Origin of the sequence: Qipengyuania sp. JC766, assembly GCF_040717445.1 — a bacterium.
Lineage (GTDB): Bacteria > Pseudomonadota > Alphaproteobacteria > Sphingomonadales > Sphingomonadaceae > JC766.
Map to the genome: position 1 here is coordinate 1,768,177 of NZ_JBFEFL010000001.1, position 24,051 is coordinate 1,792,227.

Consider the following 24,051-nt stretch of genomic DNA (forward strand, 5'->3'; position numbering starts at 1 on the left):
GGCGATGCGTCACTGGAACTTGTAGGTGAAGCCCGCGAGGAAGCGACGGCCGTAGATCTGGTAATCCACCACCTGCAGCCGTTCGGCACCGACCGAAGCGAAACGCTCGTCCGTCAGGTTCTGGCCCTGCAGGTAGAGCGACAGGCCTTCCAGCGCGGAACCGGGCTGGAAGTCATAGCCGATCTGCGCATCTACGATCGTCTCGCCAAGCGCCGTCCGGCGAACGGGCGAGCCGCCGAAGCCGGTGAAATCGCCAAGGAAGGACGAGCGATAGCGGACGCTGCCACGCGCGTTGAAGCCGTCCTTCTCGAAATAGCCGGTCCCGTTGATGACCCATTCCGAATAACCCGGGATCTGCGTTTCGTTGCCGGCGGCATCCTCGACATTCGTCTTGGTGTAGCTGGCCCCGCCTGTCACGCCGAACCCTTCCAGCGCCGGGATGATGTCGCCGAACGGCATCGTCAGGGCCAGTTCCGCTCCGTAAAGGTCGCCGCCGCCAGTGTTGATCGGCGCATCGAGCGTGCCGAGCGAAGGCAGGTTCGGGAATGCGTCCGCCCCGGTCGGCTCCGGGAAGCCAACATAGTCGAAAGCGAACCGGCCGTTGAAAATGAAGCTCTTGATGTCCTTGTAGAACAGCTGGAGCGCCACGACGCCGCCCTGCCCGAAATACTGCTCGATGTTGAAATCGGCAGCGTTCGCCCGGTACGGCCTAAGGAACGGGTTGCCGCCACCGCCGCGAATGATGCCGCCGGGGACTGCGTTGTCGATGCCGTACCCGATCGAGAGCCGCGTATCATCCAGACGGGACCGCATGATCTCGCGAGCGGCGGCCACGCGAATGACCGTGTCGCTCGCGAGGCGCAGCGAGAGGTTCGCGCTCGGCAGGACATCCCAGTAGCTGTCACCGAACGTCCGCTCTTCCGGACCTGCCGGCGAGAAGATGAAGCCGGTAGACTTCTGTTCGGTGTGAATCACCTGCACGCCGAAATTGCCGGTAAGCGTGGCGCTGCCCATCTCCTGCTCGATATTGGCCTGCAGATAGGCGGTCATCAGATCTTCGTTGATCGTGTAGCCCTTGCCTAGGACGTCGGCCGCCGCGTTCGGGCCGGTCGCGACGCGAGGCTCGAGCACCAGGATGCCCGCATCGATCAGGTCGCGCGGGTCGTAGCTCACGACCGGGCCCAGACCGAGATAGCTGAGGTCGGTCGCGCGTAGCAGGAACTGCGCGGGAATGGCGGCGGTCAGCGCGCTATTGGGCAGGCGTACGAATGCCTCGTCGGGCGTAAGGCTCTTCTCGCGCGTCGTGTAGTTCATGCCGAACTGGATGCCGCTGATGAAGCTGTCCTCCAGTTCCTTCTCCACCTCGACTCTGAACTGGAAGAGCTCGTCGTCCACGATCCGGTTGTTGGAGTAACCGGCCTGGGGAACGGGACCGCCGCCCCATCCCAGCGGATCGGTCAGCACGATAAGGTTGGGATCGCCGTAATTCAGCGTCGGATCGAAGACCGTACCCGTCAGGCCGGACACGAAGCCGATCGAATCGGACGGGCTCGTCCCGTCGCCCTGGGGATCGCCGCCATCACCGTTGAAGCCGGTACCTGCATAGCTTTCGAGGCTGAGCTCGTTGCGGTCGGTACGCGAATATCCGAAATCGAAGAACGCGTTCCATCCGTCATTGCCGTTATGGTTCACGTTGAACCCGAAGGAATACAGATCGGCCTCACGCTGGAAGACGTCGTTGCGCACGACACCGCGCACATCCTCGAAGCGGCCCGATGTGGCAAAACCGTCCTCGACCGTGCCAGTCGCCGGATCGAAGGGATCGGTATCGAAGCCCCCGCCGAAGGCCAGCGGCAATTCGATGCCGCGCTTCGTCTGGTCGTCGTCGAAGTTCGAATAGAACCCGTCCAGCGTGACGACGATGGTATCGGTGGGCTCCACTTGAAGCGTGCTATTGAGACCGAACCGCTTCAGCTGGGTCGAGGTGACGTAGCTCTTCGATCCGCCGATCACCGACGGCGATGCGGCGGTGCCGTCTCCGGCATATCCCCAGGCATTGAATTCCTGCAACTGGTACGGCTCGTCGACATAGGAAGCAGCAAGCGACAGGCCGATCGTGTCGTCGGCGAACTGGTCCACATAGGCCGCATTCAATCGATAGCCGAACTCCTTGGAGCCTGCGTTGAGCGCGCCGATGTCGGCCCAGCTTCCGCGGGCACCGAAGGCAAGGACGCGGCGATTGACTTCCAGCGGACGGATGGTGCGGATATCGATCGTTCCGACAAGACCCTGACCCACCAGCGAGGCGGTCGGCGACTTGTAGACCACGACCTGGTTCACGACCTCGGAGGGATACTGGTCGAGTTCGACCGAGCGGTTGTCGCTGGTCGTCGTCTGCTCGCGCCCGTTGAGCAGCGTCTGGGAGAAATCGGGACCGAAACCGCGAATGGCGACCACATTGGCGCGCCCGTTCAGGCGCTGGGAAGTAAGACCCGGCAAGCGGGCAATCGATTCGCCGATGGACGCGTCGGGCAGCTTTCCGATGTCCTCGGCAGTGACCGATTCCACGATCTGGTCGCTGTTGCGCTTTTCCGCGATGGCGCTTTCGAGCGATGCGCGAAAGCCCTCGACGATGATGATCGTGCCATCGGCTTCGTCGGGATCGGTGACCGGGCGGCCCTCGTCTTCCTGTTCGGGCGTGTCCGGCTGGGTGGTCTGCGCATAGGCGACCGGAGAGAGGCCCATGCCCCCCGAAACCAGAGCCAGTGCGAAGGCAGTCTTGCTGACGCCATTGCTAAGCGCAGTGCGAATTTTCATCGATTTTCCCTCTCGATCCTCGGGGTTCTCATCGAACCCTTCCATCCCATCGGACCCGGGAGCGCTTTTGTGCGGTGCGTCTCTCCTGCCCTGCACAATTGATAAGGCCGACGGGCGGATCGCGGATAGTCAGCATACGTATACGTTTGCCGGCGGCCGGGTAGGCCAGACGTCGAAAAGCGTTAATTTCCAGAGCCTTATAGGTCCAATTTTGCCGGCTTCCGGCCGTCTCCGCCCAGCATGACAGGACATGCGCCGGGGCCAGCCTGGCAGGGTTCATCCCGCGCCATCAATTGCCAACAAATGACAGGGCCAGTACAGTCCGGCCAAAGAGCGAGACGATCGCCATATTCCGGGAGAGCATATTGGGTCGCGCGCCAACAGGCAGGCCTACCAGCTTCGATATCGCGTATCTCGCGGGCGTGTCGCAACCGACAGTCAGCCGCGCCTTGCGCGGCGACAAGGCAGTGAGCGCCCAGACTCGGGAGAAGATCGAGCGGATTGCGCGCGAACTGAATTACGCGGTCGACAAGAACGCCTCGTCGCTGCGCTCGCAGCGTTCCAACACGATCGCGCTCCTTTTCTTCGAAGACCCGACGCCCGACGAAAGCATGATCAACCCGTTCTTCCTGGCCATGCTGGGATCGATCACGCGGGCCTGCGCCAACCGGGGTCTCGACCTCCTGATTTCCTTCCAGGCGATGGAAGATAACTGGCACGTGCAGTACCAGGACAGCCACCGCGCTGACGGCCTCATCCTGCTCGGTTACGGCGACTACCAGCAGTACCAGCAACGGCTGGAGCAACTGCGCGACCAGGGCACGCATTTCGCCAGGTGGGGCTCCGTAAGCAGCGACGATAGCGGCTCGACCATCGGTTCGGACAATCTGGGAGCCGGCAGGCTGGCGGGCGAACACCTCCTCGCTCGCGGCAGGCGCAGGATCGCCTTTCTCGGTCACGCGGACGATCATTATCCCGAATTCGCGCATCGCTACCGCGGGTTCTGCGATGCACTGCGGGGCGCAGGCATCGATCCCGATCCGCGGCTGCAGCACGATGCCATCACGACCGAGCAGGCCGGATATGCCGCGGCCAAGGCACTGATAGCGATGGAAGTTCCGTTCGACGGCGTCTTTGCCGCGAGCGACCTGATCGCCATTGGCGCGATGCGCGCCCTTTCCGAAGCCGGCCTCCGGATCCCCGAAGACATCGCGATCATGGGGTTCGACAACATCCCGGCCGCTGGCCTGACCACGCCGCCACTGACCACGATCATGCAGGATACGAAGGGTGCAGGCCGCAGGCTGGTGGAAACGCTTCTCGCCCATATCGAGGGGCGGGAACCGCCCGATCCCCGGCTTCCGACCGAGCTGATCGAACGCGCAAGCACCGCGCCCGCCACCTGAACCGCAGGCACTACATTCGTATGCGTCTTGGCGTCTTCCTCCCGCCGTGCCAGCAAGCGCGATGGAGAGAGGCAGGCTGAAGCCCGCCCCTGCAATCGGGAGGGTGAACAGCGATGGAAAAGCCGCGTCAGGGCTTCGGGGGCCTGTGGAACATAAGCTTCGGATTCTTCGGGATCCAGATCGGCTTCGTCCTGCAGAATTCCAACATGAGCCGGATATTCCAGACCGTCGGCGCTTCTCTCGACGATCTGCCGGCCCTCTGGGTCGCGGCACCTCTGACCGGCCTGATCGTCCAGCCGATCATCGGCTACCTGTCGGACAGGACCTGGAACCGTCTCGGGCGTCGGAGACCCTACTTCCTTACCGGCGCGATATTCGCGGCCCTGTCGCTTTTCCTGATGCCGCTCGCACCTGCTTTTGCAGCGCCGCTCGTTTTCGCCGCAGCCCTGCTCTGGGTCCTGGACGCGTCGCTGAATATCTCGATGGAGCCCTTTCGCGCCTTCGTCGGGGATATGCTCGACCGTTCGCAGCATGCCGTCGGCTACGCCGTGCAAACCGCCTTTATCGGCGCAGGTGCGGTCACGGCGGCGATCTTTCCCTGGTTTCTCGAACAGCTGGGTGTCAGCAACGTCGCACCGCCCGGCGAAATTCCGGACACCGTCCGCTGGAGCTTCTGGGCGGGCGGCGTCGCCCTGTTCCTCGCCATTGGCTGGACCGTGGCGAGCACGCGTGAATATTCGCCGGAGGAAATGGCGGCCTTCGATGCCGAGGCGGACGTGGCAACCGAAGAAACCGTGCGCGCATTGTCGGCGAAAACTTACGGCACCGCCGCGGTCTGGGCGGCGCTTGGTGCAGGCGTACTGCTGGTCGTCGCCCCATTCGATCTAGAGAAGGAAATCTACCTGCTCGGCGCGCTTCTTGCGTCCTACGGCCTATTGAGCGCATTCGCGATTTCGCAGGCGCGCCAAGGACGGTCGGCGAACATGCTTTCGACGATCGTCGGCGATTTCTCCGGAATGCCGGATGTCATGAAGCGGTTGGCAGTCGTCCAGTTCTTCAGCTGGTCGGCGCTTTTCATCATGTGGATCTATTCTGGCCCCATCGTCTCGCAATATTTCTACGGCAGCGCAGACCCGGCCACGGCCGCCTACAATGAGGGCGCGAACTGGTGGAACCTGATCTACACCGTGCAGAACGCGGTAGCTGCCGTTGCCGCCCTCTTCCTGCTGCCATTCCTGTCCAGACGGATCGGCAAGGCCTACACCCACCTTGCTTGCCTAATGACCGGTGCGCTGGGATTCCTGGGCTTTTTCGTCCTTCGCGATCCGAACCTGCTGATCGTATGCGAAGTCCTGAAGGGGATCGCTTGGGCATCGATCCTGGCCATGCCCTATGCCATCCTCGCTTCTAACCTGCCGCAGAAGAAGCTCGGCATCTACATGGGCCTGTTCAACATATTCATCGTGGTCCCGCAGCTGCTGGTCGCCACGCTGATGGGATCGGTGATGAATGCCTTTTTCCCGGGCGAACCGATCTGGACGATGCTGTTCGCAGCCGCGGCCTGGGCATTCGCCGGGCTCTTCATGCTCCGCGTACGCAACGCCGCCGGCTGACCGCCGAACTTAAGGTGCTGCAGGAAAAACTGGCCCCAAACGGTTTGCGAATGCGATTGGTAGCGCTATCATCACTCCGAAGCTCGATAGAAGCGAAAGAGGAGAACGAGGATGCGATTGGGTTTTGTGTCGGCTGCGGCGACTGCCATTCTGTTTGCCGGATGTGCCGGCCAGGACGCTGTTCGGACGGCGTCCGCGGACAGCGAAGCCCTGTCGCCGGATGGCCGGCGCTATCTCGCGCAGCCGCTCGTAACCGAGATTCTCACGGCCGATCCCTCGGCTCACGTCTTTGGGAACACGCTCTACATCTACGCCAGCCACGATATCGATGCCGGCATCGAGGACGACGATCTCGGCAACCAGTACGCGATGCGCGATTACCGTATCCTGCGCATGGACGAGCCGGGCGGCCCCGTCACGATCGGTCCGGTGGCGCTTGATGTCGACGACGTTCCCTGGGCCTCGCAGCAGATGTGGGCGCCCGACGCGGCGTACAAGAACGGGACCTACTACCTCTATTTCCCGGCCCGCGACCGGTCGAAGGACCGGAACGGGCTCGGCGCATTCCGTATCGGTGTCGCCACGTCGTCGGACCCTATGGGGCCTTTCACGCCGGAGCCGAACTACATTCCGGGAAGCTTCTCGATCGACCCGGCCGTGTTCACGGACGATGACGGCACCAGCTACATGTATTTCGGCGGCATCTGGGGCGGGCAATTGCAGCGCTGGAAGGACGGCGTCTACGATCCGAACGGGTCCGACACCGACCTGATGCAGGACGACCAGCCCGCCATTCCCGCCAAGGTCGTGCGGATGAGCGCCGACATGAAGACCTTTGCCGAGCCCGTGCGCGACGCGGTGATTGTCGATGAAGCGGGTGATCCGATCCTGGGCGGGGACCACGACCGCCGTTTCTTCGAGGCGGCGTGGGTCTTCAAGCGTGAGGGCAAGTACTATTTCACCTACTCGACCGGCGACACGCATTTCGTGAACTACGCGATCGGCGACACGCCCTACGGGCCGTTCACCTACAAGGGCCACATCCTCGAGCCTGTGCAGGGCTGGACCTCGCATCATTCGATTTCGGAGTGGGACGGCCGGTGGTGGCTGTTCTACCACGACACGCAGCTGAGCGGGAAAAACCACCTGCGCAACGTCAAGATGACCGAACTGAAGTTCAATGCCGACGGGACGATCCCGACGATCGATCCGTTCCTTCCCTGATGTTTCTCGGAATCGATATCGGTACGTCCGGGGTCAAGGCGATCGTGCTGGACGAAGGCGGCAACGTCTCCGCCCAGGGCACCGCCGCGCTCGGCGTGCAGAGGCCGGAGCCGGGCTGGTCCGAACAGGATCCCGAAGCATGGTGGGAAGCGACCTGCTCCGCCGTAAAGGCGATCGATTCCGGCATTCGGGGCCAGGTCCGTGCCATCGGTATTGCAGGACAGATGCACGGGGCGGTCCTCCTCGGATCGGACGACCGCCCGTTGCGCCCTGCAATCCTGTGGAATGACGGACGGTCGGAAGCCGAGTGCGAGGAACTGGAAGCGCTCGTCCCCGATCTCCGCGACGTGACCGGCAATATTGCGATGCCCGGTTTCACCGCGCCCAAGCTCCTGTGGGTCCGCAAGCACGAGCCGGAGGTCTTCGACCGTATCGCGACGGTTCTCTTGCCCAAGGACTATGTCCGCCTGGTCATGACGGGTGCCAAGGCGACCGACCTCTCCGACTCGGCCGGCACGCTATGGGTGGACGTCTCCAAGCGAAGCTGGAGCGACAAGGTGCTGGCCGCGACCGGTCTGGACCGGGACGCCATGCCCCGCCTCAACGAAGGGCCCGAGCAGACCGGGATCTTGCGGGCCGATGTCGCGCAGCAGTGGGGAATGGCGCGCGTGCCCGTCATGGCGGGCGGGGGCGACAATGCCGCCGGAGCTGCCGGCATCGGCGTCGTGGGCGACGGGGACGCCCTGCTCTCCCTCGGCACTTCGGGCGTCATTTTCGTCGCGACCTCCGAATTCCGGCCCAATCCGGCCCGCGCGGTCCATGCCTTCTGCCACTGTGTGCCCGACATGTGGCACCAGATGAGCGTCCACCTCTCGGCTGCGTCCTGCATCGACTGGGTGGCCCGCCTGACGGGTTCGGCCGGACCCGCCGACGTGTTCACAAAGGCCGAAGCTGCGGGCGCCGGAGCGGGGCCCGAGGTTTTCCTGCCCTATCTTTCGGGCGAGCGAACACCCCACAACGATGCCCGCGTCCGCGGAGCATTCCTCAATCTCGACAATGACAGCGACGTCGGCCGGCTTTCGCAAGCCGTGCTGGAAGGTGTCGCGTTCGCGCTCGCCGACGGGCTCGACGCGCTGCGCGATGCAGGGTCGGAGATCGACCAGCTTTCGGTGATCGGAGGGGGCGCCCGGTCGCAGTACTGGGGGCAAATCATCTCTGCCGCCTGCGACGTGCCGCTGGTCTACCTGAAGGATGGCGAGGTCGGGCCCGCCCTGGGTGCCGCACGCCTAGCGCAAATCGGTGTCGACGGCGGAAGCCCTGCCGATATCTGCTCCCCGCCACCGGTCTTCCACCGGATCGACCCCGATCAGGGGATCGTCGACCGGCTCGCGCCGGCAAAATCGGTCTTTCGCCAGGCCTATTCCCGTATCACCCCTAGGAAAGGGACCATCGATGTCCGCTGAAACCGATTATTTTTCCCAGTTCCCCGATATCGCCTACGAAGGCGAAAACGCAGGCGAGCTTTCCTACCGCTACTACGACAAGAACCGCGTGGTCATGGGCAAGACGATGGAGGAACATCTGCGGTTCTCCGTCTGCATGTGGCACACCTTCTGCTGGCCCGGTTCGGATGTCTTCGGCGGAGGCACTTTCGACCGACCGTGGCTGTCGCATGACGTTGGCGCCGAAGCCGCTGCGATGAAGCGCAGGACCGCGCTCGAATTCGTCCGCAAGCTCGACCTGCCATTCTACTGCTTCCACGATGTCGACGTGATGGAGCCGGCGGACAATGTCGCGGACTACCGGCAGCGTTTTGCGACCGCGGTCGATCATCTCGAGGAACTGCAGGAAACGACCGGACGCCGCCTCCTGTGGGGAACGGCGAACCTGTTCTCCGATCCGCGCTACGCGGCCGGTGCCGCGACCAGCCCCGATCCGGAAGTCTACGCCTGGGCCGCGCTGCAAGTCCGCTCCGCGATGGATGCGACGCACCGGCTGGGCGGGAGCAACTACGTCCTGTGGGGAGGCCGCGAGGGTTACGAGACGCTCCTCAATACCGATCTCGGCCGCGAGCTCGACAATTTCGGCCGGTTCCTCAGCCTCGTGGTCGAACACAAGCACAAGATCGGCTTCGAGGGTGCGATCCTGATCGAGCCCAAACCGCACGAGCCGACCAAGCACCAGTACGATTTCGATACGGCAACGGTGTATGGCTTCCTCAAGCGCTACGGGCTGGAAAACGAGGTGCAAGTGAACATCGAGGCGAACCACGCCACGCTGTCGGGGCACACTTTCGAACACGAAATCGCCATGGCCGGAGCGCTCGGCATTTTCGGTTCGATCGACGCCAATCGCGGCGACCACCAGAACGGGTGGGACACCGACCAATTCCCGAATTCTGTCGAGGAAATGACTCTCGCCATGATCGAGATCATCCGCGCCGGCGGGTTCAAGACCGGCGGTTTCAATTTCGATGCGAAGGTCCGGCGCCAGTCGGTGGACGCGGAGGACCTGCTGCATGGCCATATCGGAGGGGTGGACGTCCTCGCCCGCGCCTTGCTGAATGCGGAGAGGATCATCGAGGACGGGCGCATCAACGAATTCCGGACCTCCCGTTACGCGGGATGGCACGGCGAACTGGGACGCACCATACACGAAAGCACGACGAGCCTGTCCGATATTGCCGACCTTGCCATCGACAGGGACCTGAGACCCAGGCACCGCTCGGGTCGCCAGGAACGGCTCGAAAACTTGGTCAATCGTCACATGTGAGAAACGATCCGGTGCGCCGGACGGCCCGAAATCCGGGTCAGTCCGGGTTCGGCCGGTTTTCCAGCCGGCCGTAGCGCCCGCCGTGGAAGATCAGCGGGTCGGCATCCGTCTGCTCGAAATCGACGACTTCGCCGAGGAAGATCGCGTGGTCGCCGCCTTCGTATTCGAAGCGGGCCCGGCAGCCGAAACGCGCCGCGCAACCGCGAATGAGGGGCGCCCCTTCGGGCCCGTCGTCTAGGTCCATGCCGGCGAACTTGTCCGCTCCCCCTCGTGCGAACCTGTTCGACATGTCCTCCTGCGTGACGGCGAGGATGTGCACGGCCCAGTTCTTGGCGTTCCGGAAGGCTTCCAGATTGCCGCTGCTGAGGGCGAGGCTCCATAGGACCATCGGCGGATCGAGCGAGACGGAGTTGAAGCTGTTCGCCGTCAGGCCCACCGGCTTCCCCCCTCCATCGCGCGCCGTGACGATAGTGACGCCCGTGGCGAATGTGCCCAGCGCGTTGCGGAAGGCCGTCTGATCGAACATGTACCCCGCGCTAATGGCGCGGACGAACGAGGGCAAGGCGGCAATTCCATATTGGCGGCGCGACCGTCATTCGTTTACCCGTGACCGGATGGCGGACCCCATCGATTTCGACCGGCTTCTGGATGCTGCGCAAGAATATCGCGAGGCGGCGCGTATGGCAGTCGCCGAACGTCTCGCCGAAAGGTCGATGGATCAGGAGCAGCGCGCCGCTCACGGTTTCGCCTGGATAGCTACGTCGATCGCCGCCCTTGAGGCGGTCCACGCCTGGCTGGCTGCCGGCCCGGGTCGTCCGGTCGATGTCATGGTGCACGAACTCGCTTTTGCAGAAACCCTCGGCCAATTGATCGGCGGCATTCCCATGGGACCCGGAGAGATCGTCAGGCCGTCCGATCTCGGGCTGACCGGGGCAGCCGACCGGGTCGACCAGACTGCCAAGGCATTCCTTTGCACCGACAGGACGACATTGCGTCGGGAGATCGGCGCGCTCCTGGCAGATGGCCGATGGCCTGCCGAGGCGCTCGACCAAGACTTGGACGCCATGCGCGAACAGTACCGGCGGTTTACCGAGAGGCGCATCCTTTCCAATGCGCAGCGCTGGCATCTCGCCAACGAATTGGTGCCCGACGAAACCGTCGCGGCAATGGCGGAACTGGGGACCTTTGGCGTCTGCATTCCCGAACGTTTCGGCGGGCTCGGCCTTTCGAAAATGGTCATGTGCGTCGTGACCGAGGAACTGTCCCGCGGCTGGATCGGTGCGGGATCGCTGGGAACCCGGTCCGAAATCGCCGGCGAACTGATCGCGTCGGGCGGGACGGAGGAGCAGAAGGCCCATTGGCTGCCGCGCATCGCCAGCGGAGAAATCCTGCCGACCGCGGTCTTTACGGAGCCCGATACCGGCAGCGATCTCGGTTCCCTCACGACGCGCGCCCGGCGGACGGCTAACGGCTGGCGGATCGACGGAAGCAAGACCTGGATCACACATGCCAGCCGCTCGGACCTGATGACGCTGCTTGTCCGGACGAAGCCGGAGCAAACAGGCTATGCCGGACTGTCCATGTTGCTCGTCCCCAAGTCACGCGGTGCGGACGCGGAGCCTTTTCCGGACAAGGGGCTGGATGGCAGCGAGATCGGGGTGCTCGGCTATCGCGGAATGCGCGAATATTCCCTCTCCTTCGATGGAATGGCCGCACCTTCCGACGCGCTTCTTGGCGGCGAAGAAGGGCAAGGCTTCAAGCAATTGATGCGTACCTTCGAAGGCGCGCGCATCCAGACCGCCGCGCGCGCGGTGGGCGTCGCCAGACGTGCCCTGGAACTCGGCCTCGCCTACGCGAAGGACCGGAAGCAGTTCGGCCGCGCCATTATCGAATTCCCGCGAGTGTCAGACAAGCTGGCATCGGGCCTGGTGGATTTCGTCCTGGCGCGCGAACTGACCTATGCCGCAGCCCGCGAGAAGGATTCCGGCCGACGCTGCGACATCGAAGCCGGCATGGCAAAATTGCTGGCCGCCCGCACCGCCTGGACCAATGCCGACGCGGCCCTGCAAATCCATGGCGGCAACGGCTACGCCTTGGAATTCGAGATTAGCCGCATCCTGGTAGACGCCCGGATCCTCAGCATCTTCGAAGGCGCCGCGGAGATCCAGGCCCAGGTCATCGCCAAGGGGCTCCTGACCCGATGATGGGCTTGAGAACCCTGTCCCGCACTGCTGCAATCTAATGAACTGGTGCCAGAAGAGGACTCGAACCGCTCTCAGAATGTCGCAAAACTGCGAGAATCTTGACCTTGGTTGCTTACGTGAGGCCCCCGTCGGTGCCCCCAGAATGCATTTTTACCAGAGGATTTGGGTCCCATCCTCGAAAAAACTCAATGATTTCAATGCCCGGTCTTTATCGCAGATTGACGGGAATAACCAGCCATTTTGCCCCAACCGAGTGACTGAATTCAGGAGCTATCCGCGCGCCTTCGCCCACTCCTCCCAATAGGGCACTAGCTCATTAGGCAGACTGTTCACAAACTCGTGGCCCAATGAATAATGAGGCATCGCGTCGGCAACCGCGTCGAGCAGCGCCTCACCCTGCACCGTGTCCTTGCGCCGCTTAAGCGGGTTCCGCTTTGCCTGAGCACCCAACCAGAGTTTGTGGAGTGCGAACCAGCGGGGGTCAGGTGCGACAATACGCGCCGGGCTGCCATCTCGGCACGGGATGACCTGGTCTACCCGCCGCCCCGGCAAGAGCCATTCCTGCTCGGGTAGCGGAACTGGTCTTGGCCGATCCTTCCCGGCAAGCGTCGCAACCCGCGATGGCGCGACCAGCAATTCGACCTCATAAGCCTTCGCGTTGCGCGCTTGGAATTCCCGCTCGGTATTGATCGTGAAAGTCGGATCAACCGCCTTGAGCATGTCCCAAAGCTGCGTTCCGTCTTCCGGTTCGTCAGCCGTCCAGGCGAGATCGAAGTCTTCGGTTTCATCGGGCACATCGCGGAACGTGCCAGCAGCTTCGATGGCATAGGCTGCCATTGCGTTGGTGCCGACGACAAGCAGGTGGCTACCGAGAAGCGACCGTCTGTCTGCCTCACGGAGAATGGGTCCGGCGTCCGCAGACAGCATCGGCAAGCGCAGTGCGCGAGCAATCCGGCTGCTCTCATTAAGAGCATCCCGTGCGCCGTCGCGGCGCTCCTTCAAGGAAGCTTTTGCAGCCTTGTAATCCTCAAACTGGACTTCCTTTTCGTCGTCCCAGGCACCGAGACTTTTCCCGTTCCCGCTGCGATCGAAGATCTCATAGAGATACTCGTAATCGCCGACCTTCTTGCGCCTCAGGTCGTATGGCATCGCATAGAGTTCGCGCTCGGCCTCGATCCACGCGTCATAGCGCTGGCGCATGTTGATGAGCGCGCGTTCCTGTTCAGCAGAGAAAGGTTGGATCGCAGCCATCGCTACGATTTATCCCACAAATATCCAATTTTCAATAAACGCGGGATAAATACCCTTTTGGCATCACATTCCCCTGAGCCCATCCTTGCCTTGACGGTCCAACCGGATGCATCTTCCCTGATGGGAACTCTTTCGGTGAGAGCCGCGATGGGCAAACTGACTGCACAGGTGTTGGCAACGGTGAACGGTCCCTATCGGACCAGGCAATCCGCTCAGCAGCTCGCAGCGCTTATCGCAGACCCTTCGAGCGCGCAGGCACATAATGCCGCTGCTTTCGCTTTCTTCTCAGAGATCGCACCGGCAGTCCAGTCAGCCTTCATCGCAGAAATGAATGTCGATGAGGCCAAGGTGAAAGCAGTCGCCCGCCAATTTGCGGACATGGCGGGGTATCCGTTGCCTCTGGCATCTTGAAGACTGGGGACAGCTGAATTCGGGGTTCACCCGGCCCCAACATCAGCCCATTCAAGAACCAGCTTGTCACCCTTCACACGGGGCAAGGCCTTGCGTGGAATGAGCTTCCCGCGCACCTCGAAGTCGGAAGTTATCTTGACCAGAAACACCATGCTGAAGTTCCGTTTGAGGTTCAGCGTAACCCGGTCATTGCTCTTGAATGGCGTGATTGTCTTGACCTCGACCAGATCGTTGCCGAGCCTTCCGTCAGATCCTTGAGCGTAGTTGCGGTGCAGCTTGATGCCGTGCGTGATCGCTCCGTAGAGTTCTCCGATATCGCCATACACCTGCAGGTGCTTGCCCGTGTGCATGTGATACTGCTCTGCGGTGCAGATCAGGTCCTCGAATATCGAGACCAGCGACAAATCGGCATTGGGATATTTTGCGCGCCATTCCTTGTACTGGATTTGCTCGTTGATCTCGTCCCAGCTGATCCATTCGTCATCATCCCAGATGGCATTGTCCGGCCCAAGTTGCTGCATCCGCAAATCCGCTAACGTGTAAAGATTTCCGCGTTTTCTTTGCATGTCCGCATCAACGTGCAAAGCGAAAGCGCGTTTGCTTGTGATATCGGCTCTAGCTGCGATTCGGGCGAAAACCGGTCTTCCGCTGCACCAGAACCGTGGATTCGGACCTGCATTGCGCCGGAACGGGCGCTGGCGAGAAAAATTCTTTCAGTCCCGGACTGTCCATAGCGATCCAACACCGTCCATCCGCCATTGCGGAACGGCATTAGTTCTCTTTTTGTTCTTTCCTGCAGCATTGCGATTCGCATAGCTTGGCCAGCGTCACCTAAGCCAAGGGTGGCGCTGAGTTGGAACTCTGATTGCACGATCCTTAACGGCAAACTGAAAGCAACCCATCGTCGCGAGGGGACAAGCGGCAACGGTGACAGAACCTTGAAGCAAAGGAATCTGTCATGTCGAATATCGAATTACTCACCTGCCATGAGGTCATGCGCCTGACCGGCATTCGCAGCCGGACAACGATCTGGCGACGCATCCGCCGGGGAGCCTTCCCTCATCCCATCGACATTGGCGGCGGACGTATCCGCTGGCGTTCCACTGACATCGAAGAGTGGATCGAGGCCCTCCCCCTGCGCAGCTATTGACCCCTCCAAGGCGGGCAATGGCCCGCAGAAAGCATCTCCCCCATGTCCATCCTTTCCCTTATAAACGCGGCCCTGCAGAAGCATGGCTGGCTGATCGCTCACCTTCCGAGCGACGAAGAAGAGCGCGCGGCCCAGCTCATCGAATTGCTCGTTGAAGACAATGTCGACGGGCGCGCCCGTCGACACACATTGCAGCCTTGGCTCTGGTACGAACGCCCGGTCCGCGAGCGGTTTGAGGGACAAGATTGTTGCCTCACTGTCGAGGGGCCGATTTACAGGAGCCGAGACGGAACCGGGTATCCCCTTGGCAGTCAACTTCGCACCGAATTCGGGTGGCTGGATCTCACGCCAGAAGAGACCAACGTGATCGCAGACGAAGTTCGATCAGCGATCGACCTGACCCTGCTTCGCTGGTTCACGCGCCCCGATATGGCGGACCGTCAGTTGCCTTCTCGCCAATCCCGCGATCGCTACTTTGACGACGATGTCGCCCGTAATCTGATCCTGTCTGCGACGCCTCCAACGGCAAGCATGGAGCAAGATGCCCATGCCGATTGACCGGAGAAAGACTGGAGAAGCAAGGGGCCACGATACTGCGTATCGGACCCGAAGTTTTCATACACACCCCACGCACGTGTGCATTAAGGATTTCTGCGGGCTTGAAGGGATGCGGATAGCATCTCGCCCGCGCAGCAGATCGCGGACCCACGCAATTCCGCCATTCTTCGCGATGGCGGATAGCATCGCCACCGGAGCGGACCAATGAGCGCGCGTGCGCAGACGGTGCGCCTCAGTCCGTCGCAATACCGGGTGCTGGCTGACTTCGCCAGGCGCAGAGGGCTGAGCGACTACGCCATGCTGGCGCGGGTCGTGGAAGCTGGTTTTCTCGCCATGCTCCACGGCACCGACAAGGAGACCGATCTCGCCGAACTGGCGAGCGAGATCGGGGCGATATCGGAGCGCCTCGCCGAAGCCGAACGGGTGCTCGACCGCACCCTGTTCACCGCCTGTGCGGCCTACGCTTACGCCCGCCATGCCGCGCTGGGCACGAAGAAATCCGACGAAACAATTGCAGCCGAAGCGCGCGCCGCGTTCGAGCGCCAGCGTTCGCTTGCCCTGGAGATCGAGCGATGAATTCGAACATGGATTTTGTCACCCGCGCCCATGCCCTCTGGCGCGTACGTATGGCGCACTGGCAGCAGCGTTTTCGCTTCTTTTCCACGATCACGCTTGGTGCAGCCGCGACCGGAGCAATCATTGCACCCCAGTTTCTGCTGCACGGCCCCGCGATGACGACAGCGGTGCAGTATGCGTGGGCCAACGTGCTGACCCTGCTCGGTTCCCTTGGGGACAGCGACATCAAGATGAACATAGCGATGGAAGGCAAGCGATGGACCGTTTCCGCCGCCTGGTTCGCCTCTGAACCGCTCTTCACGGATACCTTCTGGCAAGTCGTTAAAGTTATCGCTGGCGGTGCAATCACAGGCTTTGTGATAGGCCTGTTCACGGTCTGGGTGCTCCAGCGCGTCATGTCTGAACAGGGCAAGGATACGCTCGCCGACCGGGTCATCGGCGGCACCCGGGTGGCGGATGAAGAAGATGTCGCCGCACAGACCACTTTGCTCTGCAGCAGGGACTCTGTGCGCATCGGTCCGGTCCCAATTCCGCGCCGGATCGAGACCCGTCACTTCGCCTTTCTCGGCACCACCGGCAGCGGCAAAACCACTGCCTTGCGCCAGATGCTCGACGGTATCGAAAGGCGCGGCGAAGCGGCGCTGGTCTATGACACATCGGGCGAGTTCATCGCGCACTATTACGACCCCGCGCGCGGGGACATCATCCTCAATCCCTTCGATGCGCGCTGCGCCTTCTGGACTCCATTCGACGAGATATCACATCCCGCCGATGCAGACCGGATAGCGCGCCAGCTGGTCTCGGAAACCAGCAGCCAGGATGACGATGTCTGGCTTGAAACCAGCCGCATTCTTGTCGCCAACATGATCCGCTCGCTCTGGTCGGAAAAGAACTGCAGCCTCGAAGCCCTGCTCGAAGCCTTGCAGGTCAAGGACAAGGAGCAGTTGAAGGAGTGACTGGGGCACACGTCGTCGGCCCGCACCTTTGCCAACGACGCCGACCGCGCTACAGGCAGCGTGCTGTTCATGCTCGCCAAGGCGGCGAACCTGATCCAGTTCCTGAAGGTCGAAGATGAGGGAGAGGACCGGTTCGCCTTCCGCGAATTTATCGCAAAGCTGGACGAGTGCGAGGGTGCCAAGCCCTGGATCTTCGTCCCCCGCAAGGAGGACTATTTCGAAGCGTCCAAGCCGCTCATGGCTTGCTGGCTCGAATGTGCGGCGAGCGCCGTGCTGGGCCTGGCGCCCTCGCCAGACCGCCGCATCTGGTTTGTGCTCGACGAGCTGGCCGACCTGCCTCGCGTCGAGAATCTTGCGCGGCTTTTGCCAGAAGGTCGCAAGTTTGGCGCAGCGATCGTGCTCACCTTCCAGGCGCTCGGCCAGATGCGCAATCGTTACGGAGCGAACATCGCCGAGGCCATGCTCGCCTGCTGCAACACCAAGCTGTTCTTGCAAACCGTCGATCAGGAAACCCGCAAATGGGCGAGCGAGACAATCGGACAGTGTGAGGTGGAATTGCGTGTCGCCACCGATACGCTCTCGATTGGCAGCGAAGTGCCGCGCACTACCATCGCGACCCAGCGGCAATTCCGCCCCGCCGTGCTCGAAAGCGAACTGAGGCTCAGCCCGCATCGGGGCTATCTGCTGCTCCCTGATGGCCTGCCGGTCGCGCGCATTGGTCTCACCGCCGATCACATCACCCGGCGCGGCGAACCGCGTCAGCCCGCTTACGTTCCAGGCGATCCGGCAGGCACGCTGTGGAGCCGGGTCAGCGAGATCGCGAAGGGTGTAGAGCCCGACGTGAAGCCGGGACCCGTCTGATGGTCGCATCGGTCTCGGCGCTGTCGAGTGCCGGTCAAGCCGCGAGCTACTACGAAGCCGATGATTACTATGCCGAAGGCGGAATGGCTCCGTCCGAATGGTTTGGTGAGGCAGCTGAGAAGCTCGGCCTGGCAGGCGAGGTCGATCGCGAAAAGTTTGCCGAATTGCTCGAAGGCCACGTTGCCGGGCAGCAACTCGGCACGACGCGCGATGGCAAGGTCGAGCACCGGCCAGGCTGGGACATCACCCTGTCCGCGCCAAAGTCGGTCTCGATCATGGCCGAGGTTGCCGGAGACAAGCGGCTGATCAAGGCGCATGGCGCAGCGGTGAAAGTGGCGCTGGCCCATGTCGAGAAGCATATGGCGGCAACGCGCATCAGAGAGGGCGGCGAGGTCCGGCGCGAAGCGACCGGCAATCTCGCTATCGCCACCTTCCGCCATGCCACGAGCAGGGCGCAGGACCCGCAGCTTCACACCCACGGCGTTATCCTCAACGCGACGCAGGACAAGGACGGCAACTGGCGCAGTCTCGAGCCACGTGCTTTCTACCAGCTCCAGAAGGAGATCGGCGCGATCTACCGGCAGGAACTGGCGCACGGCGTTGCCGCGCTGGGATACAAGATCGAAGCGGGCAAGGACTCGCTCTTCGAGATCGCAGGTGTTCCGGAAAAGGCCATCGATGCGCTGAGCCAGCGCACCGCCGCAATCGATGCCCGGCTTGCCGAGCGCGGCACGAGCCGCGCGGAGGCGAGCGCTGCTGAAAAGCAGATTGCTGCGCTCGATACGCGCGAGGCCAAGACCAGTGCGGATCATCGCAGATTGCGGGCCGACTGGCGGGCGACTGGCGATGCCAATGGCTTCGACAAGGCGGCGCGCGACAGGCTGATTGGTGAAGCGAGAGAGCGAGTTAAAGCCAGCGAAGCTACCGCCAGCCCGGAATTGCTGGCACGACAGGCAGTGGCCTGGGCCGCTGCCAAGCTATCCGAGCGAGAAGCTGTATTCTCGGCCAGCACGCTAGCGCGAGAAGCCGGGGACTTTGCTTTTGGCAAGGCCGGGCACCAAGCTATCAGCGCAGCGATTGCCGAGGCCGGAGAGCGAGGCGAGCTTGTTCCGCGCACTTTCCTTGACCGGCGCGGAGCGGAATTTGCCGGGTTCACGACGCCGCAGACTATTGCGACCGAGCGCACCATGATGCGCCTCGAAGAGACCGGGCGCGGCATGGCGCAATCGCTTACCACTCCGGTGGCGGCGGCACGAACCATCGAGCGCGCGGCGCGGCAGTCAGCGCGATCCGGCTACGCCTGGACCGATGACCAGAAGCGCGCAACCGCAGATTTGCTCACCTCGCGGGATCGTGTCGCCGCCGTTCAGGGCTATGCCGGGACAGCCAAGACCACCACCGTGCTCGCAACCTATGCGCGCGAGGCCCGGCGGCACGGGCTCGCCGTGACCGCCCTTGCGCCGACTGCATCGGCGGCGACCGTGCTCGGCGAAGCGCTCGGTATGCGCGGTGATACCGTGGCGCGGCATATGCTCGCGCCCGAGGCGAAGGCAGCAGGCAAAGACGCAGTGTGGATCGTCGATGAAGCCTCGATGCTCTCGGCCCACGACATGGCGAAACTCTTGGCCCGCGCCGACAAGGCTGGAGCAAGGCTCGTACTGGTGGGCGACGTGAAGCAGCTGGGATCGGTCGGTGCGGGCGCGGCATTCGCCCAGTTGCAGCAGACAGGCATGGCGACCGCTAAGCTTGCCGAGGTGGTCCGGCAGACCAATGCCAACACCCGCGAAGCCGTCATGGCCTCAATCGAGGGCCATGCAGGCAAGGCCCTGGCCGCGCTTGAACGTGGTGGCGGCGAAGTGATCGAGGGCGCGACGCCTGATGAGCGCCTTGGAGCGATGGCCCGGCATTATCTGGCCATGTCACCGGCAGAGCGTGCCCGGACGCTGGTAATCGAACCATCGCGCGAAGGCCGCGACCGGCTCACCGGCATGATACGCGCGAATCTGACCGAGCGCGGCGAGCTGTCGGTGAAGGCCGTGCAGTTCGATGCGCTTGAGGCGAAAGGTCTCACCCGCGCCGAAGCGCGCGAGGCGGCCAGCTATGCCATCGGCGATGTCATCCGGTTCAGCCGCGACTTTGCGGCAAAGGGTGTGCGTCGGGGCGAGAGCTTTGCGATTGCCGCTGTCGATCCCGAGCGCGGGCGCATTGCCCTCGAAGGCCGCGATGGCCGATCGCTGGACTGGCATCCCCGGCAGTGGGGCGCGAGTAGAGCCGAAGTGTTCGAGCCGAAGCCAATCGAACTCCGCACCGGCGACCGCGTGCAGTTCACTCGCAACGACCGCGAGGCTGGAAGGGTCAATGGGCTTGGCGGCACCGTCACCCGCATCGATCCTGAGCAAGGGCAGGCGACTCTGAAGCTGGCGACCGGACGTGAGCAGAAGCTCGATATTTCCAATCCGCGCGACGCCCATTTGCGCCACGCGTATGTCCAGACAGCCCATGCGGCCCAAGGCCAGACCGCCGAGCGCGTCCTGATCCACGCCGATAGCCGCTCCACCAATCTGGTCGACCAGAAGATGCTCTATGTGGCGCTTTCGCGCGCCAAAGCCGAGGCGGTGGTGGTAACCGATGATAAGGACCGGCTCGTTCGCGCGATCTATGAGCGCGCGGGCGAGAAGCAGACGGCTATGACCGCGACTGCTATTGAAGCCAGCAAGTCCAACTCCATAGGAATAGGGCTAGGATAGTCCTATTGGTGAGATCTGGTTCCCGCCACCTCCGGTGGGGGGCATTGCCGACATACAGCGCTGGCGCAAATGCTGGAACGCCTGGATAGATGATGGACGACTTCGGAGACCGCGAGTGATGCGACCGTTCCAACTTGACTTGCGGATCGTGATAATGATGTCAAAGAGTTGCTCTTGGGGAGGCACACTTTGAGCAGTTCTGGAAGCAACAAACTCGTATTCCGGCCAAGAGCACGGATAATCCGGACCATTGGAGATCAGTTGATCAGTGGCCCGGAAGCCGCAGTTATTGAATTGGTCAAGAATTCCTACGACGCAGACGCCAGCTACGTCCGCATACGTTTCGTGCCGCCTTTGGCCGCGACCTTTGGAAGTATCATCGTCGAAGACGATGGCCATGGCATGTCGGCCAAAGACGTCGTCGAGAAATGGATGGAACCCGCAACTTCCTCCAAACAGTCGGGCCGCAAATCACGCAAAGGGCGAATCATGCTCGGCTCGAAAGGGATCGGGCGATTTGCAGCGGCCAAGCTTGGCGCCACGATGGCCCTTACATCAATTAGCGAACAGGAAGGTCAGCGCACCAGATCTGCAATCCCGCAACTCGACTGGGCTTGGTTTGAGGATGACCGATACCTCTCTGACGTTTCAATTGATTTTTCTGAAGAACAAACCACCGCTCCAACAGGAACAAAGATCGAGATAATCGGTCTTAGGGAGGCTTGGTCCAAAGAAAAAATGGAGCGTCTGATAGTCGAGTTGCGCCGATTAATCTCTCCTATTCAAACACGAAACATCGACAACCCCTTCAGGATCATCCTCGACCTTTCCGAATGCACCGGTCCAAGTTGTGGCTTCGATGGATCAGCACTTTTGTCTGGAGGAGTGGGATCAGATCAAGGTGCTGATAGCCCAAAGGGTGTTGAGATTTCAGCTCTACCTCTGTTGGCCAGCAGTGACTACTTGGTCGAAGGGTATTTCGACGAGGCCGGTGAATTCCATGGGAAAATGGAAATAAAAAGGGCGGGAAAGGGAGCACTTCCAGTTGAACTGACAGTTCCACTAGAGGACGGAGAGCGTTCTTGCGGTCGAGTTGAAGTCCATTTTTCGATATTCGACCGCGAAGCGGACGTTATCAAGGATACTATGCGGCGGGCCGGGCTCGGTGACATTACGACCGCAAAAGCTCGTGCCTTCCTTGACGAGAGTGCTGGCGTCGCGATCTATCGCGATGGATTTCGTGTCAGGCCATACGGCAACCTCGAAAATGACTGGCTATCCTTAGATTCTCGCCGCGTACAAGACCCATCACTCAGAATCGGTCACAATCAGATTGCCGGGTATGTGACGGTCGAATCTCAAGCTGGCTCGCGGCTTGTCGAGAAGAGCAGTAGGGAAGGATTCGAAGAAAACGCGGCGTTTCGTCGCCTTCGCCGCCTGATAACAAGATTGCTGTCGGCGGTAGTTGAGCCTCGCCGCCAGGCATTCCGATCTAGTGCACGCCTGTCGAGGCAGAAGAAATCAGCATTCGAACAACTCGATTCTCTCTCGCAGCTGAAGGGGGTGCGGAAAATCATCGCGGATCTTCCGCCATCGAAAAGGGAGTCCGCCGAGAAAGCGATAGGCGAGGAGACCGCAAAACTTCAGCAGCAGATCGAGGATTTGAAGGACAGGCAGCGGGTTCTTGAGGCGAAGTCATCTCTCGGCCTCATAGTCGGAGAGATTTTACATGAGGGCGCACCCGAAGCGACGTTTCTTTCAGTGTCCGCTAGCAAGCTAGTCACATTCTGGAAGTATGTTTTAATAAATGGACCCAAGTCGGATGAGGCTCGAGAGGAATTTCCCGATCGACTGAGGCTCATGTCAGAAAGCGGAGAGAGGCTGCGATCCCTATTTGCAAGCCTCCGCCCCCTCGCTGGTGGGCGAAGAACCGCCGCTGAGCCATTCTCTCCATTTGCCGTATTAGATGACACGGCCAGATATTTCGAAACGCACAACGTGGGCTTCGATATTGAAAGAATGAATGGCATTGGAAAACTGATGGGACATAAGGAGGACTTGGCCACCGCTCTCCTGAATCTGTTCTCCAATTCGGTCTTCTGGCTCCAAGATTCGCAGACGAGTAACCCCAAGGTTCGAGCCTTTGTCGAGGCGCGTAGTGCTGACGAGGTCTCCATCTTCGTCGAAGACAATGGGCCAGGCGTCCCGGAGGAGTTTGCCGAGAGTATATTCGATATCCGCTTCACATTAAAAGATGATGGAACCGGCTTAGGCCTTAATATTGCGCAGGAATCGCTTGCGAGGTCTGGAGGCAAGTTGATGTTCCACCCTGAGTTTGACGGCGGAGCAAGGTTTGAGATTCGATTTCCCCGCTACAAGGAAGCAAGCGCATGAAGGCTCGACACCTCCTCTACGTTGATGATGTCGAGACCCAGCGAGTGCTGTTCAGGGACGCTGTCCGAGAATGGAACGAGGCCAACCCAGAAAAAGAGTTCACGTTTGATCTAGCTGAAAGCTTTGAAGAAGGTATTGCTGCGCTTGGCCGAACCAGGTTTGATGGTGCCCTCTTTGATCTACGCTTGCCGTCTCCCGGTCCAGGCCGCACGGAGCGGCCCTTAGGGAACGAGCTAGCTCAAGTCGGCCTGCACGAATTCGGGATTCCCGTCGCAATTATCTCGGGTAAACCGGACGAGGTCGATCCGGACCTTGCAAACTCTTCGACAGTAAAGATCGTCGACAAGGGTGACGGAGATGGTTTCGCCAATGCGGTTTCGTGGTTCGGAACTCTTTGGCCAATGCTCGAAGCGATGTCATTGGCGCGAGCGAGAATTCGCGAGGTCTCTGCAGGGCTGTTTGCAGACCGCATCTGGCCAGCGTGGAAGTCATACGTGTCAATGGCCGAAGGCAAGGATTTGACGCCAGTTCTCGCGCGACAGTATGTCTGGCATCTTGGCGAGGTCATGGGCGCCGGTAGCGGTAAAGATGACGATCTTTGGCACCCTCTGGAGGCCTGGATTTGCCCTCCCCTCTACGCTGATCGCGCTTCGACTGGCGATATCCTCACCCAAGATGACGAACTCTGGGTTATCCTGACCCCTCCATGCGATCTCGCGAACGCAGGGAAAGTTGAGAATGTCTTGCTCGCGCATTGCAGCAGGAGCCTTCCGGCAGATTGGGTGGCCGTCCTTGAAAAGTGCGCTCATGCTGATGCCGGTAGGCGAGAGAAAGGGTGGGACCGGATCAGGAAACTGTTCAACCAACCGGAACAGGCGGTCCATTATCTTCCGCCGTTGCCTGACGAACATTTACCTGTGACTGTCGAATTCAGCCATCTGCGAACCCTTTCAATGGCAGAGATCGAGAAGGCTCTAGGAAACCGCATTGGGAGCGTGACCGCACCTTTCATAAGCAATCTCATTCAGAGATTTGGCGCTTATATGAGTAGGGTTGGCCAGCCTAATCTAAATGCCAAGGCATTTCCTCAAAACGGACAATAGGCTGTACG

General features: G+C 61.4%; 17 protein-coding genes and 1 pseudogene. 14 read left to right on the forward strand and 4 right to left on the reverse strand.

Annotated elements, in window-relative coordinates; all coding sequences use genetic code 11:
• Positions 1-9: 9 nt before the first annotated feature.
• Positions 10-2,817, reverse strand: coding sequence for a TonB-dependent receptor (locus AB1K63_RS08505; RefSeq protein ID WP_366959675.1), 2,808 nt, complete (start codon positions 2,815-2,817; stop codon positions 10-12).
• Between the two features lie 365 nt (positions 2,818-3,182).
• Here AB1K63_RS08505 and AB1K63_RS08510 point away from each other — a divergent pair, with 365 nt between their 5' ends.
• The 5 genes from AB1K63_RS08510 (at position 3,183) to xylA (ending at position 9,832) form a co-directional block, all read left to right on the forward strand.
• Positions 3,183-4,223, forward strand: a complete 1,041-nt coding sequence (locus AB1K63_RS08510) for a LacI family DNA-binding transcriptional regulator (RefSeq protein ID WP_366959676.1) — start codon at positions 3,183-3,185, stop codon at positions 4,221-4,223.
• Positions 4,224-4,336: 113 nt separating this feature from the next.
• The gene (locus AB1K63_RS08515) at positions 4,337-5,836 is read left to right on the forward strand and encodes an MFS transporter (RefSeq protein ID WP_366959677.1); all 1,500 of its coding nucleotides are present in this window, start codon (positions 4,337-4,339) and stop codon (positions 5,834-5,836) included.
• Positions 5,837-5,947: 111 nt separating this feature from the next.
• Complete coding sequence (locus AB1K63_RS08520) at positions 5,948-7,060, forward strand: glycoside hydrolase family 43 protein (RefSeq protein ID WP_366959678.1); 1,113 nt, start codon at positions 5,948-5,950, stop codon at positions 7,058-7,060.
• Positions 7,060-8,523 carry a xylulokinase gene (gene xylB, locus AB1K63_RS08525; RefSeq protein WP_366959679.1) on the forward strand — a complete coding sequence of 488 codons (1,464 nt, stop codon included), beginning with the start codon at positions 7,060-7,062 and terminating at the stop codon, positions 8,521-8,523. Before AB1K63_RS08520 ends, xylB begins: the two co-directional genes overlap by 1 nt.
• Positions 8,513-9,832 (forward strand): xylose isomerase, encoded by a 1,320-nt coding sequence (gene xylA / locus AB1K63_RS08530; protein ID WP_366959680.1) that lies wholly within the window; start codon positions 8,513-8,515, stop codon positions 9,830-9,832. The genes xylB and xylA overlap by 11 nt, the downstream gene beginning before the upstream one ends.
• Before the next feature lie 37 nt (positions 9,833-9,869).
• Here the strand turns inward: xylA and AB1K63_RS08535 are convergent, their stop codons facing one another.
• A complete protein-coding gene (locus tag AB1K63_RS08535; RefSeq protein ID WP_366959681.1) occupies positions 9,870-10,358 on the reverse strand; it encodes a flavin reductase family protein in 489 nt (162 codons plus the stop codon).
• An 88-nt stretch (positions 10,359-10,446) separates the two neighbouring features.
• On the opposite strand from AB1K63_RS08535, the gene AB1K63_RS08540 reads away from it, so the two are divergent.
• Positions 10,447-12,036, forward strand: coding sequence for an acyl-CoA dehydrogenase family protein (locus tag AB1K63_RS08540; RefSeq protein ID WP_366959682.1), 1,590 nt, complete (start codon positions 10,447-10,449; stop codon positions 12,034-12,036).
• A 270-nt stretch (positions 12,037-12,306) separates the two neighbouring features.
• Here the strand turns inward: AB1K63_RS08540 and AB1K63_RS08545 are convergent, their stop codons facing one another.
• Positions 12,307-13,287 carry a GSU2403 family nucleotidyltransferase fold protein gene (locus AB1K63_RS08545; RefSeq protein WP_366959683.1) on the reverse strand — a complete coding sequence of 327 codons (981 nt, stop codon included), beginning with the start codon at positions 13,285-13,287 and terminating at the stop codon, positions 12,307-12,309.
• Positions 13,288-13,407: 120 nt separating this feature from the next.
• Here AB1K63_RS08545 and AB1K63_RS08550 point away from each other — a divergent pair, with 120 nt between their 5' ends.
• Positions 13,408-13,698 carry a hypothetical protein gene (locus AB1K63_RS08550; RefSeq protein ID WP_366959684.1) on the forward strand — a complete coding sequence of 97 codons (291 nt, stop codon included), beginning with the start codon at positions 13,408-13,410 and terminating at the stop codon, positions 13,696-13,698.
• 26 nt (positions 13,699-13,724) lie between these two features.
• Here AB1K63_RS08550 and AB1K63_RS08555 read toward each other — a convergent pair whose 3' ends face one another.
• Positions 13,725-14,264, reverse strand: a complete 540-nt coding sequence (locus tag AB1K63_RS08555; RefSeq protein ID WP_366959685.1) for a hypothetical protein — start codon at positions 14,262-14,264, stop codon at positions 13,725-13,727.
• Positions 14,265-14,656: 392 nt separating this feature from the next.
• Here AB1K63_RS08555 and AB1K63_RS08560 point away from each other — a divergent pair, with 392 nt between their 5' ends.
• The 7 genes and pseudogenes from AB1K63_RS08560 to AB1K63_RS08590 all read left to right on the forward strand — a co-directional run bounded on the left by AB1K63_RS08560 (position 14,657) and on the right by AB1K63_RS08590 (position 24,043).
• A complete protein-coding gene (locus tag AB1K63_RS08560; protein WP_079640299.1) occupies positions 14,657-14,848 on the forward strand; it encodes an AlpA family transcriptional regulator in 192 nt (63 codons plus the stop codon).
• A gap of 42 nt (positions 14,849-14,890) precedes the next feature.
• Positions 14,891-15,406 (forward strand): hypothetical protein, encoded by a 516-nt coding sequence (locus AB1K63_RS08565; protein ID WP_366959686.1) that lies wholly within the window; start codon positions 14,891-14,893, stop codon positions 15,404-15,406.
• Positions 15,407-15,610: 204 nt separating this feature from the next.
• A complete protein-coding gene (locus AB1K63_RS08570; protein WP_366959687.1) occupies positions 15,611-15,982 on the forward strand; it encodes a hypothetical protein in 372 nt (123 codons plus the stop codon).
• 395 nt (positions 15,983-16,377) lie between these two features.
• Positions 16,378-17,799, forward strand: a pseudogene (locus AB1K63_RS08575) (type IV secretion system DNA-binding domain-containing protein).
• Positions 17,799-20,546 carry a MobF family relaxase gene (mobF, locus tag AB1K63_RS08580; protein WP_366959688.1) on the forward strand — a complete coding sequence of 916 codons (2,748 nt, stop codon included), beginning with the start codon at positions 17,799-17,801 and terminating at the stop codon, positions 20,544-20,546. The pseudogene AB1K63_RS08575 and the gene mobF overlap by 1 nt, the downstream one beginning before the upstream one ends.
• A gap of 261 nt (positions 20,547-20,807) precedes the next feature.
• Positions 20,808-22,940, forward strand: coding sequence for a sensor histidine kinase (locus AB1K63_RS08585; RefSeq protein WP_366959689.1), 2,133 nt, complete (start codon positions 20,808-20,810; stop codon positions 22,938-22,940).
• Positions 22,937-24,043, forward strand: coding sequence for a response regulator (locus tag AB1K63_RS08590; protein WP_366959690.1), 1,107 nt, complete (start codon positions 22,937-22,939; stop codon positions 24,041-24,043). The genes AB1K63_RS08585 and AB1K63_RS08590 overlap by 4 nt, the downstream gene beginning before the upstream one ends.
• The last annotated feature ends 8 nt before the right edge of the window (positions 24,044-24,051 follow it).